17 protein-coding genes are annotated in these 17,851 nt (G+C 31.1%); 7 read left to right on the top strand and 10 right to left on the bottom strand.

The genetic code is table 11. The features are described 5' to 3' along the window. Positions 1–4 precede the first annotated feature (4 nt). A complete protein-coding gene (locus ACOYLT_RS06000) occupies positions 5–1,564 on the bottom strand; it encodes an NAD(P)/FAD-dependent oxidoreductase (RefSeq protein WP_422852954.1) in 1,560 nt (519 codons plus the stop codon). 79 nt (positions 1,565–1,643) lie between these two features. Between ACOYLT_RS06000 and ACOYLT_RS05995 the strand changes: the two genes are divergently transcribed. Further along, positions 1,644–1,880, top strand: a complete 237-nt coding sequence (locus ACOYLT_RS05995) for a hypothetical protein (RefSeq protein WP_422852953.1) — start codon at positions 1,644–1,646, stop codon at positions 1,878–1,880. Between the two features lie 28 nt (positions 1,881–1,908). Here the strand turns inward: ACOYLT_RS05995 and ACOYLT_RS05990 are convergent, their stop codons facing one another. Further along, positions 1,909–4,104 (bottom strand): RecQ family ATP-dependent DNA helicase, encoded by a 2,196-nt coding sequence (locus ACOYLT_RS05990; RefSeq protein ID WP_422852952.1) that lies wholly within the window; start codon positions 4,102–4,104, stop codon positions 1,909–1,911. A gap of 87 nt (positions 4,105–4,191) precedes the next feature. Here ACOYLT_RS05990 and ACOYLT_RS05985 point away from each other — a divergent pair, with 87 nt between their 5' ends. From ACOYLT_RS05985 to lptB, 4 genes are all read left to right on the top strand, one after another. Further along, positions 4,192–5,157: a KpsF/GutQ family sugar-phosphate isomerase gene (locus tag ACOYLT_RS05985; RefSeq protein WP_422852951.1), complete on the top strand. Its 966-nt coding sequence runs from the start codon at positions 4,192–4,194 to the stop codon at positions 5,155–5,157. Next, positions 5,157–5,981, top strand: coding sequence for a twin-arginine translocase subunit TatC (gene tatC / locus ACOYLT_RS05980; protein WP_422852950.1), 825 nt, complete (start codon positions 5,157–5,159; stop codon positions 5,979–5,981). Before ACOYLT_RS05985 ends, tatC begins: the two co-directional genes overlap by 1 nt. Next, positions 5,965–6,309, top strand: coding sequence for a carboxymuconolactone decarboxylase family protein (locus ACOYLT_RS05975; RefSeq protein ID WP_422852949.1), 345 nt, complete (start codon positions 5,965–5,967; stop codon positions 6,307–6,309). The genes tatC and ACOYLT_RS05975 overlap by 17 nt, the downstream gene beginning before the upstream one ends. A gap of 132 nt (positions 6,310–6,441) precedes the next feature. Further along, on the top strand, positions 6,442–7,182 hold the full coding sequence (lptB, locus tag ACOYLT_RS05970) for an LPS export ABC transporter ATP-binding protein (RefSeq protein WP_422852948.1): 741 nt from the start codon (positions 6,442–6,444) through the stop codon (positions 7,180–7,182). 16 nt (positions 7,183–7,198) lie between these two features. On the opposite strand, the gene ACOYLT_RS05965 is transcribed toward lptB, so the two are convergent. Further along, on the bottom strand, positions 7,199–7,915 hold the full coding sequence (locus ACOYLT_RS05965; RefSeq protein ID WP_422852947.1) for a CDP-alcohol phosphatidyltransferase family protein: 717 nt from the start codon (positions 7,913–7,915) through the stop codon (positions 7,199–7,201). A gap of 192 nt (positions 7,916–8,107) precedes the next feature. Here ACOYLT_RS05965 and ACOYLT_RS05960 point away from each other — a divergent pair, with 192 nt between their 5' ends. Beyond that, a complete protein-coding gene (locus ACOYLT_RS05960) occupies positions 8,108–9,091 on the top strand; it encodes a PorV/PorQ family protein (protein ID WP_422852955.1) in 984 nt (327 codons plus the stop codon). A gap of 15 nt (positions 9,092–9,106) precedes the next feature. Continuing rightward, on the top strand, positions 9,107–10,246 hold the full coding sequence (locus ACOYLT_RS05955) for a DUF4105 domain-containing protein (protein ID WP_422852946.1): 1,140 nt from the start codon (positions 9,107–9,109) through the stop codon (positions 10,244–10,246). Here ACOYLT_RS05955 and ACOYLT_RS05950 read toward each other — a convergent pair. The 7 genes from ACOYLT_RS05950 to ACOYLT_RS05920 form a co-directional block, all read right to left on the bottom strand. Continuing rightward, positions 10,226–11,620, bottom strand: coding sequence for an exopolysaccharide biosynthesis polyprenyl glycosylphosphotransferase (locus ACOYLT_RS05950; protein WP_422852945.1), 1,395 nt, complete (start codon positions 11,618–11,620; stop codon positions 10,226–10,228). The genes ACOYLT_RS05955 and ACOYLT_RS05950 overlap by 21 nt on opposite strands. 89 nt (positions 11,621–11,709) lie before the next feature. Next, on the bottom strand, positions 11,710–13,050 hold the full coding sequence (locus ACOYLT_RS05945; RefSeq protein ID WP_422852944.1) for an O-antigen ligase family protein: 1,341 nt from the start codon (positions 13,048–13,050) through the stop codon (positions 11,710–11,712). Between the two features lies 1 nt (position 13,051). After that, positions 13,052–14,122 carry a glycosyltransferase gene (locus ACOYLT_RS05940; protein WP_422852943.1) on the bottom strand — a complete coding sequence of 357 codons (1,071 nt, stop codon included), beginning with the start codon at positions 14,120–14,122 and terminating at the stop codon, positions 13,052–13,054. Next, complete coding sequence (locus ACOYLT_RS05935; protein ID WP_422852942.1) at positions 14,119–15,237, bottom strand: glycosyltransferase family 4 protein; 1,119 nt, start codon at positions 15,235–15,237, stop codon at positions 14,119–14,121. Before ACOYLT_RS05935 ends, ACOYLT_RS05940 begins: the two co-directional genes overlap by 4 nt. 3 nt (positions 15,238–15,240) lie before the next feature. Beyond that, positions 15,241–16,026 (bottom strand): hypothetical protein, encoded by a 786-nt coding sequence (locus tag ACOYLT_RS05930; protein WP_422852941.1) that lies wholly within the window; start codon positions 16,024–16,026, stop codon positions 15,241–15,243. A gap of 100 nt (positions 16,027–16,126) precedes the next feature. Beyond that, the gene (locus ACOYLT_RS05925; protein WP_422852940.1) at positions 16,127–16,939 is read right to left on the bottom strand and encodes a class I SAM-dependent methyltransferase; all 813 of its coding nucleotides are present in this window, start codon (positions 16,937–16,939) and stop codon (positions 16,127–16,129) included. Between the two features lie 6 nt (positions 16,940–16,945). Continuing rightward, positions 16,946–17,851: glycosyltransferase family 2 protein (locus tag ACOYLT_RS05920; protein WP_422852939.1), on the bottom strand; the 906-nt coding region annotated here is incomplete at its 5' end.

The raw sequence follows: 17,851 nt of genomic DNA, 5'->3' as shown, positions 1-17,851 counted from the left end.
GTTTTTACTTTAAAACCTCAGCAATTTTCTGAGCACACTTCTCCCCATCAATAGCGGCCGAAATAATTCCTCCGGCAAATCCAGCACCTTCTCCACAAGGATAAAGTCCTTTAATTTGAATATGTTCCAAAGTTTCATTATCTCGCGGAATTCGAACTGGTGATGAAGTTCTGCTTTCGGGTGCATGAAGAATGGCGTCATTAGTCATATATCCTCGAATTGCCTTTCCAAATTCGATGAAACCCTCGCGCATTATTTGGGTTAAAAAACCAGGGAAAACTTGTCCCATATCAACCGAAGTAGTACCAGGTATATAAGAGGTTTTTGGAATATCCGAAGAAATTTTATTTAGTGTGAAATCAATCATTCGTTGGGCTGGAACCTTTTGAGTTTGTCCTGCCAAATCCCAAGCTTTTTGTTCAATACTTTTTTGAAATTCCATACCAGCCAAAGCACCAAATTTGGCAAATGGCTTAAAGTCTTCTAGTTTTAATTCTACCACAATACCTGAATTTGCTGTTGCTTGATCTCTTTTGGAAGGCGACCAACCGTTGGTTACCACTTCTCCCGGACTTGTAGCACAAGGGGCAATAACGCCACCGGGACACATACAAAAAGAATACATGCCGCGACCGTTTACTTGTTTCACTATAGAGTAAGGCGCAGGAGGCAAATGCTCACCACGATAATCGCAACTGTACTGAATTTTATCAATCAATTCCTGTGGATGTTCTGCACGAACACCGAGTGCAAAAGGTTTTGCTTCTATTAATATTTTTTTTCTGTCCAATAATTCAAAAATATCACGAGCAGAATGACCTGTGGCGAGAATGACTTTATTTGCTAAAATCGTATCACCTTTTTGAGTAATGATTCCATGTATTTCATTATTTTTTACAATAAAATCAGTAACACGTGTTTCAAACAAAACTTGTCCGCCACATTCAATAATTTTCTCACGGATGTCTTGAATAATTTGCGGTAATTTGTTAGTCCCAATATGTGGATGCGCTTCTACTAAGATATCGGGTGTGGCACCGAAACCAACTAAAAGCTGAAGAATTCTAACGACATCACCTCGTTTTTTGGAACGCGTGTATAACTTTCCGTCAGAATAAGTTCCTGCGCCACCTTCGCCAAAACAATAATTAGAATCTTCATTCACAATATGATCCACATTAATTGCTTTTAAATCGCGACGACGACCACGAACGTCTTTCCCGCGTTCGATAACCACGGGTTTTAGTCCCAATTCTATTAATTGCAAAGCAGCAAAAAGTCCAGCTGGGCCTGCACCAACTATGATTACTTCTTTGGAATTGGAAACATTTTGATAGTCAGGAAGTTCAATTTTCTGTTCAGAATATTTTTCATCAACAAGATAGACCGACACTTTAAGATTGACCTTTATTGCTTTTTGACGCGCATCAATGGAGCGTTTTAGAATTACTACTTTATGAACCAATTTAGTTGAAACTCGAACTGTCTTTGCCACATATTCATAGAGTAAGCTTTCATTAGCTGCTATTTGGGGTGAAACTTGAAGTTGGAGTTCTTGAGGCATAATTTGATTTGTATGGCAAAAATAGTAATTTGAAATTTGTTATTGTAGTTTTGCAGAATTACAAAAGCCAAAAGAAATAATGTCAAGACAAATAAAACTAATTTGGGATTTTAGGGGTGAAACTTCAGCAAAAACTGCTGAGCATCATGAAATTCATTTAAAAGAATATATAGCAATCAAAAAATTACCTTTAAATAGTACTGGTTTTGAAATCAAAAACGAAATGCATGCCATAGCCTTTATGGTTGTAACTGATGAAAATATGATTGCTATTAGAGACGCTTTGAAACCACATCGAGCAGAACTATATAATTAAAAAAAGAGAAACATATGCTTCTGTTTTTTTAATTAGCTACTTCGCTAATAAATTTTATTCGCATAAGTCTCAATTCTTCAATATCATAATCCCCATCAAATTCCTTTAAGGCTTTTTCAATATTATCAGTTTCCGTTTCCATAAAGTAATCATGAATTTCTTCTTGTTGCTCTTCGTCTAGTATTTCATTAACCCAATATTTAATATTTAATTTAGTCCCAGAATATACTATTTGTTCCATTTCTTTTAGCAAAGCATCCATATTCATTCCTTTGGCTTTTGCAATATCCTCTAAAGATAATTTTCTGTCGATATTTTGAATGATGTATAACTTGTTTGCAGAGTTGGCTCCCGTTGATTTAACCACTAAATCATCTGGACGAACAATATCATTATCATCAACATATCTTGCAATTAATTCTATAAAAGCGCTGCCATATTTCTTTGCTTTGCCTTCACCAACACCATGCACATTACTCAACTCATCCATGTTAATTGGATATTTCAAAGCCATATCTTCTAGAGATGGATCTTGAAAAACCACGAATGGTGGAAGACCTAATTTCTTGGCTTCTTTTTTACGTAAATCTCTTAACATAGCCATTAAAACCTCATCAGCTACTCCAGTTGACTTGGCTGCTGTTACAATAGCGTCATCTTCAGCTTCATTATACTCATGGTCTTCTGACATCATAAAGGAGGATGGGTTTTTTATAAACTCATGTCCTTTATCTGAAACTTTCAAAATACCGTAAGTTTCAATATCTTTAGTAAGCATTCCATCAACTAATACTTGACGAATTAGCGCCATCCAATAACGTTCTTCTTGATCACTTCCAGTTCCGAAAAATGTTTGAGAGTCTGTCCTGTGAGCTTTGATAGTCGCGTTAACTCTTCCAATTAAAGTAAATACAATTTCCTTTGATTTATATAAACACTTAGTATCACGAACTATTTCTAGTAATTTTTTGACATTATTTATTGCTTCAACCTTAACTTTCGGATTACGAACATTATCGTCCATATCTGCACCTTCACCTGATTCACAATCAAATTCTTCACCGAAATAGTGTAATAAGAATTTACGTCTAGATATAGAAGTTTCAGCATAAGCTACAACTTCTTGAAGTAGAGCAAAACCAATTTCTTGCTCAGCTACTGGCTTTCCAGACATAAATTTTTCAAGTTTTTCCACATCTTTATACGAGTAGTAAGCTAAACAATGTCCTTCTCCACCATCACGACCTGATCGACCAGTTTCTTGATAATAACTTTCTAGTGATTTTGGAATATCATGATGAATTACAAAACGCACATCGGGTTTATCAATTCCCATTCCAAAAGCAATGGTTGCAACAACAACATTCACATCTTCAATGAGGAACATATCTTGGTGTCTAGCTCGTGTTTTGGCATCCAAACCTGCATGATAAGGAACGGCACTAATGCCATTTACTTGAAGTACTTCGGCAATCTCTTCTACTTTCTTTCGGCTTAAACAATAAATGATTCCGGATTTTCCTTTATTTTGTTTAATAAAACGGATGATATCAGACTCAATATTTTTGGTTTTAGTACGTACTTCGTAATATAAATTTGGTCTATTAAAAGATGCTTTAAATGTTACAGCATCTGACATATCTAAATTTTTAAGTATATCTTCTTGTACTTTTGGTGTTGCTGTTGCTGTCAAACCAATAACTGGCACATCTCCAATTAATTTGATTATAGCTTTCAAATTTCTATATTCAGGTCTAAAATCGTGTCCCCATTCTGAAATACAATGCGCTTCATCAATAGCTACAAAGGAAATTGGAACACTTTGAAGAAATTCTACATACTCTTCTTTTGTCAATGATTCTGGTGCTACATATAATAATTTAGTAATACCAGAAGTAATATCCTTTTTAACTTGATTGATTTCGGTTTTAGTAAGTGATGAATTTAATACATGAGCAATGCCATTCTCAGAAGACAAACTTCTAATAGCATCTACCTGATTTTTCATTAAAGCAATTAAAGGAGAAACAACTATCGCTGTTCCATTTTGGATTAAAGCTGGTAATTGATAACAAAGTGATTTTCCTCCACCAGTTGGCATAATTACGAAAGTATTATTTTGAGTAATAATACTTTTTATAACTTGTTCTTGTAATCCTTTAAATTGGCTGAAACCAAAATACTTTTTTAATTCCTTGTGTATGTCAATTTCGTTTGAATTCATTCTGTGTTAAAGGTATTTTTACATAAATTTGCAATCATAAAGATACTACTTTCTTTTACACACACAAATTTTTATATAGTTACAATTTTGATAAATAAAGAAAATATCCTAGCCTCTGCAAAAAGTACGATTTTATCAGAAAGTCAAGCAATTGCAAAACTCGTAGATTTTTTAGATGACAATTTTGTCAAAGCTATTGAAATTATCTACAATTCCTCAGGAAGATTAGTAGTTACTGGAATAGGCAAAAGCGCTATCATTGCCCAAAAAATAGTAGCAACATTAAATTCTACTGGAACTCCTTCACTATTTCTTCATGCTTCAGAAGCAATACATGGTGATTTAGGTATGGTACAACCTGGTGATGTTGTGATTTGTATTTCAAAAAGTGGCAATAGCCCAGAGATTAAAGTTTTAATTCCATTATTAAAACGTTTTGGAAATAAATTAATTGCAATTACAGGAAATACCACTTCTTTTTTAGGAAAAGAAGCCAATTACACTTTGAATACTTATGTTGAAAGTGAAGCTTGTCCAAATAATTTAGCGCCAACAAATAGTACAACAGCTCAATTAGTAATAGGAGACGCGATTGCGGTTTGCCTGATGGAAATCAGAAATTTCACTGCCGAAGATTTTGCCAAATACCATCCCGGGGGAGCCTTGGGAAAAAAATTATTACTTCGTGTTCGTGATATGCTAGATACAACTCATAAACCAATTGTAGCTCCAAATTCTAACATTAAAACGGTAATTGTTGAAATATCTGAAAAAAGATTAGGTGTAACTGCTGTTGTTGATAATAACAAGGTTATCGGAATTATTACAGATGGTGATATCCGAAGAATGCTAAATAAAACTGAAACTATTTCTGGATTAACCGCACAAGACATTATGACTAAAAATCCAAAAATGATAAAGTCAACAGCTTTGGTAAGTGATGCGTTGAATATTTTGGAAGATTTTTCAATTACACAATTAGTAGTCGTGGATGATGATGAATATAAAGGAGTGCTTCACCTTCATGATATATTAAAAGAGGGTATTGTGTAATGGCAAGAAAAGAGCTCAAAGAAATGTCTTTTTTGGACCATCTTGAAGAACTGAGATGGCTTTTAGTTAGAAGCACCATTGCAATTATTGTAATTGCTTGTTCTTGTTACTTTATAGATGACTATATTTTTGACACCGTTATATTTGGTCCAAAAGACCCTAACTTTATTACCTATAGATTTTTTTGTGAAGTAACTCATTTCTTTGGAGTTGACGATACTTATGCTTGTGCTACCGAATTTCATTTTATTATTCAAAATACTGAAGTTGGAGGTCAATTCTCTACTTATCTTTGGATATTAATCACCGCTGGTTTTATACTTGGCTTTCCTTATATTTTATGGGAGTTTTGGCGCTTTATTAGTCCGGCACTTTATGAAAAAGAAAGAAGAAAAGCAGCATTTTTTATCATAATCTCTTCTATATTATTTTTTATTGGAGTCTTGTTTGGCTACTTTATAGTTGTGCCTTTATCGATAAATTTCTTTGCCACTTTCGAAGCCAGTTCAGATATCATAAATCAATTTACTGTTGACTCCTATATTAGTATGATTAAAACATCATTGATAGCAAGCGGATTAGTTTTTGAAATGCCAATTATTATTTATTTTTTGACTAAGTTAGGTTTGGTTTCTCCAACTTTTCTAAGAAAGTATAGAAGAGCAGCCATTGTTATTATACTTATCGTTGCCGCCATTGTAACTCCACCAGATATTCCAAGTCAAATTATTGTATCTATACCAATGCTAATTTTATATGAAGTGAGTGTAATAATTTCTGCATTGGTAGTAAAAAAAGAAAACGAAAATGAGCAAGTTAGTTAAAGAATTTAACGACTATCGTTCAAAAATGAACGAAAAATTATTGGCAGACAATAATAAAATTATAAAAAGAATTTTCAATCTAGATACCAATGCCTATGCTGAAGGCGCATTAGATGTAAAAACAAAAGAATTACTAGGATTAGTTGCTTCAACGGTTTTGCGATGCGATGATTGTATAAAATACCACCTAGAAACCAGTTACAAAGAAGGAATAACTAAGGAAGAAATGATGGAAGCTATGGGAATTGCTACTTTAGTTGGCGGAACTATTGTTATTCCTCATTTAAGAAGAGCCTACGAGTTTTGGGAAGCACTTGAAAATAATTAACAATTGATAATTAACAATTAATAATTGGTTAAAATTTTGAATCCTTAATTCGAGAATTCGTTTATTTGTATTAAATAAATTAAAATACAACAGTATCTTGTAAATTTGAGATACTGAATAAATTCAGTATAAATGAAATTAAGAGCCGAAAATTTAGTTAAAACATACAAAGGAAGAAGTGTAGTAAAAGGAATTTCTGTCGAAGTAAATCAAGGAGAAATTGTTGGGCTTTTGGGACCAAATGGTGCCGGAAAAACAACATCTTTTTATATGATTGTTGGATTAGTAAAACCAAATTCAGGTAAAATATTCCTTGACAATTTGGATATTACCAATTTTCCAATGTATAAGCGTGCTCAATATGGAATTGGATACCTTGCTCAAGAAGCTTCTGTTTTTAGAAAATTGAGTATAGAAGACAATATTTTGAGTGTGCTCCAATTAACCAAACTCTCCAAAGAAGAGCAAGTAGCTAAAATGGAAAGTTTGATTGCTGAATTTAGCTTGGAACACATCCGCACCAACCGTGGTGATTTACTTTCGGGGGGAGAAAGAAGACGAACTGAAATTGCACGCGCTTTAGCAACAGACCCAAAATTTATTTTACTTGACGAGCCCTTTGCGGGTGTCGATCCAGTTGCTGTAGAAGATATTCAGCGAATTGTTGCCCAATTAAAAAACAAAAACATAGGTATTTTAATAACTGACCACAACGTTCAAGAAACCTTAGCAATAACTGATAAAACCTACTTGATGTTTGAAGGTGGAATTCTAAAAGCTGGAATTCCAGAAGAATTAGCCGAAGATGAAATGGTGAGAAAAGTGTATCTTGGACAAAACTTTGAATTGCGTAAAAAGAAATTAGAGTTTTAAAAAACAAAAAAGCTTCCTAAATGGAAGCTTTTTTGTTTACTATATTATTGACAATAGATAATAAAACATAAATTATAATAAGCAACGGAACAGCCAATATCCGAAGTGTAAAAAGCATAAATACAGCAACTAACAAAAATAAAATTTGCAGTTTGTATTTAGTAAAACTAAAATTCTTAAACTTCAAGGAAAATAAAGGAATTTCGGCGTTCATGATGTATGCGCTTAATAAAGTCAAAGCAATCAAAAACCATTTAATATATGAAAAGTCCATAGCAACTTCACTATGAAAATAATCAGCAACAAGTGGTAAACTTGTTATTAACAAAGCATTAGCTGGTGTTGGTAGTCCAATAAAAGAAACTGATTGTCTTTCATCAATATTAAATTTAGCCAAACGATAACAAGCACCAAGAGTTATTACAAATCCCAAATAAGGAAAATAGCTTTGAATCCCAAAACAGTTAGAATCTGACATCATTTTAAACATCACATAACCAGGAACAACGCCGCTGGTAACCATATCTGCTAAAGAATCCAATTGAACTCCCAATGGTCCAGCTACATTAAACTTTCGGGCAAAAAAACCATCAAAAAAATCAAAGAAAATACCCAAACAAACAAAGTAAAAAGCAAAATCAAATTTATAATCTGCTACCATTACCAAAGCCGCGCAACCACAAAATAAATTTAGCATCGTAAATAAATTTGGAATCTGTGCTTTGATATTCATATCTAATTGTTTACTATTTTTAAAGAAATGCAAATTTAATACAATAAGTTAAAGCTTTCTACGTTTTGTTATAGAGATTTTTATTTGATATTTGTAAAAAGAAAAATTGCCTTGAAAAAAACAATTGCTATTCTACTACTATTCAGTATAATCACTTATGCTCAATCAGTTAGGAAATATTCTAATGAATTTATGAATATTGGAGTTGATGCTGCCGCTTTGGGAATGTCAAATGCAGTTACTGCATATAGTGATGATGTAAATTCGGGCTATTGGAATCCCGCAGGTTTATTAAAAATAGAGGATAGCGAAGTGTCATTAATGCATGCTAGTTATTTTGCAAATATTGCCCAATACGATTATGCGGCTTATGCTAAAAAGATTGATGATCAAAGTGCATGGGGAATATCATTAATTCGTTTTGGAGTTGATGATATTTTAAACACCACACAATTAATTGATAATGAAGGTAATATTGATTACAATAGAATAAGTCTTTTCTCAACAGCAGATTATGGATTGACTTTTTCCTATGCCAGAAAAATGAAATTTAGTGGCTTTCAATATGGAGTAAATACAAAAGTAATTCGAAGAGTGATAGGAGAATTTGCTAATTCTTGGGGATTTGGTTTTGATATGGGCTTTCAATATGACAAGAATAATTGGCATTATGGCTTGATGCTTCGCGATATCACTACCACTTATAATGTTTGGTCTATTGACGAAGACAAATACCAAGAAATAAGTGGTGCCGTTGTAGGACAAAATCAAGATTTGCCTGAAAGCACTGAAATTACCTTACCTAAAGCACAATTTGGAATGGCTCGGAAATTTGAAATCGATTACGATTATACCTTATTAACGTCGTTTAATATAAATATGCAATTTGCCAGAACTAATGCAATATTGGCTTCCGAAGGATTGAGTATTGATCCAGCTTTAGGTTTTGAATTTGGTTACACGGATATAGTTTTTCTTAGAGCTGGCGTTGGAAATTTTCAAAATGTGGAACAAATTGATGGTTCTAAAAAAGTGAATTTTCAACCTAATATTGGTTTAGGCTTTAAATATAAAGGGATTCAAATTGACTATGCTCTGACAGATTTAGGAGACCAAAGTGCAGCATTATACTCAAACATATTTTCGGTCAAAGTAGATTTAAGTGTTTTCAAATAAAATTTAGATAAAACTATGTTTAAAAGTAAAACTTCCTACTTACTACTGCTGTTTTTTTTACTGCAATTCTCATTTATTTATGGTCAAATGCCTTTGGCTAAAACGGCAAAAATTAGTATTCTTACTTGTGAAAAAGGTGATGAGTTGTATTCTCTTTTTGGTCATACTGCTATTAGAATTAAAGATGAAGCCAATGCACTAGATGTGGTTTATAACTATGGTACTTTTGATTTTAAAACGGAAAGATTTTATCTGAAATTCATTAAAGGTGATTTAAAATACTTTGTTTCTGCCTATTCTTTCAATGAATTTTATTATGAATATACGCTTGAAAACAGAGCAATCTATGAACAAAAACTTGACTTAACGATGCTACAAAAGCAACAGCTTTTTGACGCATTAAATAAAAGCTTGCTTTCTGATGATAAATTCTACACTTATAAATTCATAGATAGAAACTGTACTAATATGGTTGTTGATAAAGTCAATCAAATAGTAAATAAAGACTGTTTGGTAAAAACAACTGAACAGAATGAATCTTACAGAGAGATTTTATTTCCTTATTTAGAAAATCATTTTTATGAAAATCTTGGCATCAATATCATTTTTGGGAAAAAAGTAGATGAAAATGGTGTAAAACTATTTTTGCCAAATCAATTCATGGAAAGTCTAAGGGTTACAAAATATAATGGCAAACTTTTTGCTGAAGAACCAAAAACTATTTTAAAAGCTAGTATAGAAAACAAAGAAAAATCGCTTTGGAATAATTTTTATACTTTTTGTTTAGCCCTATTTTTAATTTTTATTAGTAGGAAAGTCTGGTTATACCTTTCCTTTTTTATGATGCTTGGATTTTTGGGATTGTTCCTATCAACCATAGGATTATATTCTTTACATGAAGAAGTTACCTATAACTATAATATTTTACTCTTCAATCCTCTGTTATTAATTTTGATTATTTTCTATTGGCAAAAAAATTATATTTGGGTAAAACGAATGGCTTTGATATGTCTTTTTTGTTTAGTAATAATGTTGATTGTTTTATTAAATAAACCAAATTTATTGATGTTCTTGCCAATGATTACCTGCTCAGGAGTACTACTTTATTATTTTATGCGAAGAAGTAATCAAGAATTATTGACCACGATAAAATAAAACAGTACTGAGGGTTTTAAACATGATATTAAAGTCTAGAAAAAGACTTCTATGTTTGATATAATATAAATCATATTGTAGTTTTATCAAACTATCTTCTATAGTTTCCCCATAAGCATAGTTCACTTGTGCCCAACCCGTTAAACCAGGTTTAATAACATGACGAGTTTGATAAAAAGGCATAACTTCTGCAATTTCATTAACAAAAACAGGTCGTTCTGGTCTGGGCCCAATAACAGCCATTTCACCTTTTAAAATATTATAAAATTGTGGAAATTCATCAATTCTTGACTTTCTCAATATTTTTCCAAATGACGTAACTCGTGAATCGTTTGAAGAGGCAAAAACGGCACCTTCTTTCTCAGCATTTAGAATCATCGTTCTAAATTTGAGAATATTAAATATTTCACCATTCTTACCTACTCTTTCTTGTGTGTAAAGTAATCTACCGCGGTTACCAAAAACATTTCCAATAGTAACTATAGGAACTAACAATAGCCCTATAAACAATCCAATTATTGAAATTATAATTTCCGAAAATCTAAAAATAATTTTATAAAAATGATTTTGATTACTTCTGCTAAATGGAAAATACCGGTAAAAATCTCTTGAAAAATATTGTACAGGTATTCGCTGTGTAACAGATTCATAAACTTGTGTGTACTCACGTATAATATAACCATTCTCTAATAAATGGATAAGTTGATTATATAGATTTACTGTTATTCCATCTGTATTTTGAGAAGCTATCACTATCTCTGAAATAGAATGTTTCTTAACATAGGTTTCTAAATTATCAATTGATATATTTATAATTTTAGATGAGTTTACATCACTTAAATTTATTTGATCTGAATTCACAAAACCCATTACACGATAATGAGGATCAGCACTCTCTAATCCATTTTTTAACGCTGTAACTTGTTCTTGATCGCATATTAAAATTACTTTTTTTGAAAACCTACTCGATACAAAAAAACGAACATAAATCATTCGCCAACTGAATAAAGCAACGAATATAGCTATGAAAAAAAATACGATTTGTATACGATTTGTAGGTAAAACTGGAGTTAAATAAGGTGTTAATAAATAAAACAACACTGTTGTAGAAGAAGTAAGAATAACACTTTTTATAACTTGATATTGATTACTAGCAACCTGTAAATTATACATTTCAAATACGGAACCAATAAAACTTAAGTAAACAACTAAAACAATTGTCCAATTAAAATTGGTAATTGAAATATTAAAATAATTAAAATTAAAAACAATTCCAACAAAGTATAGGGAGCTCAAAACAGAAATAATATCAAAAACCCTTAGAAGAATTTTTCTTTCTGAAACTTCAAAATGTATTGTTTTGAATTTATTCATGGTAAAATAAATAGTGCTTTTTTTGAAGATGCAAGTTACTAAATTTTACTAACTATTATCTTAGTAAGGGTATATTCCTGATGAATAGTTTATACTTTAGGAATAGAGGGCTCTTCCTGTATAAAGACTTTTAAAAGAGTTAAAGAATATATAAAAGCTGGTGCTGCAATTCTCATGGCAGAATGACTAATCGTTAGTAACCAAAAGAGTAATAACGAAATCATATAAATATGTTGTTTATTATTTAAGTTTAAAAAAAATGGGGTAAAAAGCACAATTAACAAAGCAATAATTCCCAATGTACCATGTTCTGCAATTGTTCTTGATACTTCACTATGAGAGGCTATGATTACTCCCCCATATTTTTCTTGCCTGACTTCTAATGCTTTGCCTACACCTATTCCAAAAACTGGATGATCAATAAAATCGGCTATTTCACTATCCCATATTTCTTCTCTTCCAGTCAAATTAGTTTCTTTTACCCTACCTGCTGCATCTTGATTTGAATAACGCTTATCAATTAATCCTCCTGTTTGATTAGAGGTATAAAGCCATGTAAATATTAATGCAACAATCATAAAACTAAAAAAACCTAATAACTTAATCTTTTTATAGGTCTTAACATTGAAATATACATAGACTAACAATAAAATTATTATTATAAAACCTGTTAACATTCCACCTCTTGAAAATGTTACAAATCCTCTATAAGTAATATTAAAAAGAACCACTAAGTTGACAATAATTAATAATTTTGTTTTTGATTCTAAAAGTAACCTAGAAAAAAAAATAAACATACCTATACCTAAAACGGTAGCTACTTGATTGGGACCAAATCCTCCTGATGTTTCCATATTAGAACCTGTTCCCATTAATACATCTTTTAAATTTGGAGCATATAAAATTAAATAAATTGTAGTTGAAAAAACTGGTAAAGCTAATGTTAACAAGATATTGCTAAGTTGAGACAATAAAATTTTTCTATTATAACAATAGATTGATGCTATGCCAAGACAAATTGGGCCGGAAATATTAAAGGCAATTGCTTTTCTTAAATTAGTTTCCAAATTTAATGTTTCAACAGCAATGAATACTCCTGGCAGGAGCAGTAATAAATAGATCCAATAGGGTATAGCATTTTTTGAAAATCCACTATAGAACATACCCAAAGCTAAAAAAATCATCACCTCATATTTTGCAGATTCATAGAGCAAACTTCCTCCTGTCATCCTTAAAAAAACCTCACTCCCAACTATATAGGCCGAAACGAATAAAACTTCATTATTCTTATTTTGATTTTTCATTATATAATACAACCCAATGGCAGGAATACAAATTGCATATACAATAGAAAGAGAGTTAAAAAAGTATAAAATAATACCAATCAAAGCATGCAAAAGAATCAAAGTAATATATTTTCTTTCTTTCATATTAAAGGTCTGATAACCAATTTAAAAAGTTAGTAATAATGCCTTTTTCGGAATGGTTCTTAATAATAGTTTGATGTAAAGAATCCCCCATTTGAACTCGCAAATCTTCATCTTGAATGTACTTAATTAACTTTTCATAAAATAAATCGACATCATTTACATCTACCAGAAAACCTTCAATTCCGTCTTTAATAATAAATGGTATTTCGCCCACTTTTGTCAAAACAACAGGCATTTTCATCAATCCATATTCTATCACTGAAACTGGCATACCTTCCGATGTAGAAGTCAAAACAGCTATATCAGATTGTTTTAAGATATGAAAAATATCATTTTTTGACCCATATATGAAAACAGAGCCATTTAACTTATAATCAGCTATTTGTGCTTTTAATTGATTAGAATAATCGTCCAGAAAATCTTTACCTATTAAATGAAACGACCAATCGGGATACTCTTTAAGTATTTTACTTGCTATTTCAACAAGAAAACTATGGTTTTTTGGATATTTTAAATTAGCTAAACAAACTATCCTTTTCTTTTCTATTCCTTTTAAAATAGTGCTAGGAATTTCTAGTTTATTAAGTGTAAAATTATTTAATAATATAATAGTATTACACCTCAAGTTTAATTTGCACCATTCTTCCAATGATGTATTTACAACAATAATTCCTTTGAAAAAATAGGAACAAAACAATAACAAAGTATTTTTGTTAACATCTTCTCTAAGTCGAGCGCCAAAATGTTCATGCCACACTATTTTAACTTTTGGATAAACAATTTTTAGCAAAACTGAAAAAAAATAAGAAGTGCCATGAGCTTGAATAAAATCAATATTGTTTTCTTTACAATATTTTCTTAATCTTAAAACAGCAGCGAAATCAATAATTCTTTTTCTATTTAAAAAAAGATAGGATACTTTTTCATTCAATTGATTTTTTAAATTTCCTTCAGCTCTAGTTGCAACCAATCCAGAAAATTCAATTTTAGTTAAAAGTGCATTTGCATAATTAACAGCCATTTTTTCGGCGCCACCAATTTCTAACGAATCTATAACTTGAACAATTCTCATGATTGCAATAGTAGTTTTATTTCATCTTCAAAAACATCTAAAGTATATTTTCTGGACCAAGTAATAGCCTTATTAACTTTGTTTTGATACAAGTCATTAGTATTTAGAAGCGAAAGAATAGTGTCTAAATCATCTTGCAGTGTAAGTGCTAAAAGCATTCCTCTTTCTCCATTAGCTAACATATGTGGAACACATGAAACTTTTGTAGCTAGTGGCAAACAACCCCAAAACATGCCCTCGGCAACAACTTTTGGCCAACCTTCACTCAACGAGGGTAAAATTACAAAATGATTTTCTGAATAAGCTCTCTTAATTGTTTCTTGATTTTGATTTCCTTTTAGGAAAACAAAACTATCCAATTGATTAATAAAAATATAATTCTCAAGCATGGCTTTTTCATTTCCTTCTCCATAAAGAGTTAATTGAACATCTTTCCCTTTCTTGAATAATTGCTCAACCAGTTGAATTGCATACAAAGGTTGCTTACCATTTGAAAGCGAACCAACGAAGACAAATGATATTTTGCCTTCTAATTTTCTAAGTGTTATATCAATCTTATCCTTTTCAAAATAACTCGCTGTAAAAAAAGATTTGATATTTTTAGTACTGTTATCCCATTCACCATAAACCAAAACCTGCATATTTTTGGTTAAAAACGTATTACTCAAAATCCATTTTTGAAAACGATAAGTTACAGGTTGTCTTGATGTTGGATCCCAGTTTCCAGCATACTTGGCTGTTTTGGGTGTAGAAGGAAAGAGAATTTGAACCAGGCATCCCAATAATCCAATATTTCCTGGGCAACGCAAATGAATATGATCAGCATTTTTCATGGCTTTGTATATTTGCCAGCTCATTTTTGGGATTTTCAAAAGGGATTTAAAAAGAGCTTTTATACTTAAAATATCAAAATTATCGATTACAATAAATTTAATATTATGACATTCATAATAACTGTCAATTTCTGTTTTATTTGTGTTTGATAATGGAGCAACAATTGTCATATTATCAACATATTTTGACCAAATATTCATTTCACGAACATAAGGCGAGTAAGCAAAATATTGATTTTGCGATTCGATATGTGGAACGTGTGTAATTATGGTAAAAGTCATTTTTTAATTCACTTTTAATAAAATATTGATACTGCCAGCTGTTAATTCTTCGTCAGAATAATGAATGAATGCTTCATTTATTTGTAATTTTTTAAATTTATGATAAGCTTCACTACCAACTTTACAACTTTCAAATTCGACGAATACAATTTCAAATTCTTTCTCAAAGAGTTTTAAATATTGTGGCAAACGTAGTCGATTATGATAATCGAATTTTGTTTGAATAGCCTCCCACTCGTTTTGGCTGTATTTAAGAAAATCATATAATGAAATGGAACTATCGGTGTAAGCTCTATGATCACTTGGTGAAATTAAATGAAGTATATAACTTCCTTTTTTTAGTTGTTTAACGAATGATTGATGCATTACATTGATGTTTTCTGGTGAAATATGTTCAAGTACAAACCTAGAAATTATTAAATCCGTATTAGTTAAGTCTACGTCACTTATATTCGTTTTTGAAAAATAATGTATTGCTGGAGGCAATTGAAATTTTCCACTAAAGAGGTTATTTGGTATGGAATAGGTTTCAGAAAATAAAGCATTTAATTTTAAAATTTCTGAGGCATTATAATGCTTATTGATGTCGAATGTATCTATTTTTTTTGCTTTGGATACAAACTTAAAAAAATAGGGAAGAGTAGGTAACCATCCAGAACCTATTTCACTAATGTTTTTGTTTTCTAATTCAATATTATTTTTGGTAAGAATTCTAAGAATTGTCTCAAAGGATTGTTTTGTGGAATCAATTTTATATTCCAATGAGTCTGATTGCGATAAATTTTGCATTTTATGATAAAGATAAAAGCCCAATGAATCAGGTAAAATAGAAAGACATTTAAAAATAGTTGTTTTAAGTTTATGATTCATTATTAAAATAAATTAATGGCTATTTTTTTTTCAGCAGCATCGTTAAATGCATACAACGAAACAATACTTTGTCTGATTTTTTGGACTGCTCCCAGTCTTCCATATACCATTTTTGCCCAATTCTTTTTTTCTTCTCTTCTGATAGTGGCATAAAATTCAATAACGCAACCCATTTAGATTTTCCTAAAATGCCTCTTCTTTCTACAATTGTAAATGATTTTTGAAACTGATAAAATGTTTTTCTTTTAAAAGGCCATTCCCAAGCTGCATCAGATTGAAACGGGCGATAAAGCATACGCATGATTTTTATTGGCAAACTCGTTTCCAGCGGGTCATAACTTATAATTACACCATCCGGAGCTAATTTTTCATTGAGTTTGTCAATCAAGACATCTGTGTTTTGAAAATGATGTAAAACCCCATAGGCATAAATCATATCGAAATCTTTTTCTACAAATTCTTCTGAAAGAAAATCAGCTGCAATTGCTTGAGCATTTGGGTGAAGTTGTATTCTAGCAGCCAACTTTTTAATAGCAACATCGCTCAAATCTAAGGCTATATATTCTTTACTGTGCTCCGCTAAATATAGGCTCCAATAATTACCCTCGTAACAGCCTAAATCTAAAACTTTCTTACCTGACAAATCACCAAACCAAACCTTATGAATGTCATACGATTCGTTTAAAATTCCAATATCTTTTCGTATTTTTTTTAGCGTTTGTTCCCGAAAATAATACCAAATTCTTGTCGGCAAATTCTTTGTAACGCTTTTTTGATTATAAAATTCAACTTGTTTTTTGTTGCTTTCTATAATTTTATAGTGTGTATTCATTTTTATCTAGAGCGGTTTATTAACGAGTAATGAAAACCAACCTACTGTTCTTCCAATAAATTCGGTAAACGATTCCATTCTTTTGTCTGTTGTAAATATATTGCTAAATCTTATAAATGTCAATAATATAACTATTATATTCCATTTAAATTTAGCTTTTAATGAAGGATTTGGGTATTTCACTCTCCATACATACCAACCATTTCTAACAACCATTTTTCCATATTGATATTTATTAGGTCTTCCCGACTGATCATGAAAATGCCCTAATTGGGCATTGGTATTGACATATAGTTTGCCGGTTTTTGATAATCGAAGCGTAAAATCAGCATCTTCATACAAACCATAGCCTTCAAAATATGTAGAAAAACTAAAACTCTTAAACACATTTTTTTTATAAGAAGCAACACCACCCATAAATTGCTCTACTTCATAAATTTTTCCTGATGGTGGTAGGCAACCAATACTTCTACCATTTGAAAACTCTGGCATAAAACCTGGTTTAACATTTGTATCCAAACCTAACTTTTTTCGTAATACAAATCGAGAACCATCTTTTTTTCTCCAACCATCATAAAAAAATTCTCTAATGGTTGGAATATAATTATCAGAAACTTTTTCCCAAGAAACCTCATTAGTTATATATCCTCCAACACCTAGAGCATGAGGAAATATCACATAGGTTTTAATTAATTCCTCAAAATAAGTTGGTTCTAAAAAAGTATCATCATCAAGAAAACAAATTACATCTGTAATATCTCCAACTCTAGCAATTCCATAATTTCTTTGTTTGGTTAAACCCCTATGCTCGTTCGGAACTTTAAAATATTGCAGATTTTGAAATTTATTATTTTCTAAAATTGCTTCTGTTTCGTTATTTGTTGAACCATCGATAATTAAAATCTCATTGGG

Origin of the sequence: Flavobacterium sp. (genome assembly GCF_049318185.1) — a bacterium.
In the GTDB taxonomy this organism is placed as follows: Bacteria; Bacteroidota; Bacteroidia; order Flavobacteriales; family Flavobacteriaceae; genus Flavobacterium.
This window is presented reverse-complemented; position numbering and strand designations above follow the sequence as displayed.